Origin of the sequence: Haemophilus parainfluenzae (assembly GCF_003252755.1) — a bacterium.
Classification (GTDB): Bacteria; Pseudomonadota; Gammaproteobacteria; order Enterobacterales; family Pasteurellaceae; genus Haemophilus_D; species Haemophilus_D parainfluenzae_N.
In genome coordinates this window covers 1-411 of sequence record NZ_QEPT01000026.1, presented here as the reverse complement: position 1 = coordinate 411, position 411 = coordinate 1, and the positions used below count along the sequence as shown (strand labels likewise).

Below are 411 nucleotides of genomic sequence, written 5' to 3'. Positions count from 1 at the left end.
AACTAAACACTTGATTGCTTTTGTTCAATCAAGATTTTTTTCTTACTCAGACTTTTTCTTATCCTTTAAAAGGACTTGAAAGTCTCTTCAGTTTTTCAGCTTGTTTCCTGGTTGTTAAAGAACAGAAGATAATAAAGTTATCTTTATTTGGCGTCCCCACGGGGATTCGAACCCCGGTTACCGCCGTGAAAGGGCGATGTCCTAGGCCTCTAGACGATGGGGACAACAAATAAAGATACTCTATCTTACACTTTGCTTACGCACTTTTCTCTCTTCATTCATTTTCTACAATATATCAATCAATCTGTGTGGACACTTATTGTCTCTCGTTTTTGGTAAGGAGGTGATCCAACCGCAGGTTCCCCTACGGTTACCTTGTTACGACTTCACCCCAGTCATGAATCATACCGT

At 40.1% G+C, this 411-nt stretch carries 1 tRNA gene and 1 rRNA gene; both read right to left on the bottom strand.

The features are described from left to right. Window positions 1–148: 148 nt before the first annotated feature. Window positions 149–224, bottom strand: a tRNA-Glu gene (locus tag DPV95_RS10380). Between the two features lie 112 nt (window positions 225–336). Next, window positions 337–411: ribosomal RNA gene (locus DPV95_RS10375) — 16S ribosomal RNA — on the bottom strand; the annotation flags it as partial.